Origin of the sequence: Alteromonas sp. K632G (genome assembly GCF_017653625.1) — a bacterium.
Classification (GTDB): domain Bacteria; phylum Pseudomonadota; class Gammaproteobacteria; order Enterobacterales; family Alteromonadaceae; genus Alteromonas; species Alteromonas naphthalenivorans.
In genome coordinates this window covers 1-618 of the sequence record NZ_JAGGDM010000064.1, presented here as the reverse complement: position 1 = coordinate 618, position 618 = coordinate 1, and the positions used below count along the sequence as shown (strand labels likewise).

Annotated in this window: 1 protein-coding gene; it reads right to left on the bottom strand. The window is 43.7% G+C overall.

Going from position 1 to position 618, the window contains the following annotated elements; all coding sequences use genetic code 11:
• Window positions 1-174 precede the first annotated feature (174 nt).
• Window positions 175-531 carry a hypothetical protein gene (locus tag J5X92_RS20885; protein ID WP_013785562.1) on the bottom strand — a complete coding sequence of 119 codons (357 nt, stop codon included), beginning with the start codon at window positions 529-531 and terminating at the stop codon, window positions 175-177.
• Between the last annotated feature and the right edge of the window lie 87 nt (window positions 532-618).

Below are 618 nucleotides of genomic sequence, written 5' to 3'. Positions count from 1 at the left end.
GCTAATGAAAACAGGTAAGGGTAGTTGCACCACTTTTTTTACTAAGGCAAACGAAGTTTAGGCTGACGCCTTATAACGCTTTTAAATAAGGGGCGCAGGCATGTGGGGCATAATGGCGAAGCCGCCCCGCATGTATGCGTCCCAGCGAACGAAGTGAGTGACTTAATTTTTTTGTTAGGTGGCATTGTTTGCTCGAAGATACACACCAATATGGCCGACCGAATACTTATGATTTTTAAAGTTACCACGTTTTACAATTGGTATAGAGCCTAAAGTGTCGGTTATTTGTTGTCGAAGCTCTGGTGTATTGAGTTTAGAGTTTTTTGGAACAACTATGAGCGGCGTAAACAAGAAATGAGAAAAGTCTTGATTGCTATTGATTACTGTATACCCACTTTTTTCTAACTTGGTTCTTAGGCTGGTTAGCTTTGCTTCGTTAATTCCGTTGGAATGCAGATGGATAGTAGGTTTGGCGACTGATGTACACCCAGCTAACACAATGACAATAAATGACAGTAATATCGTTTTCATCCCTGACACCTAACTTTAAGCTAAGGGGCGCAGATGCGTGGGGCATAATGGCGAAGCCGCCCCGCGTATAGGCGTCCCAGCGACCGA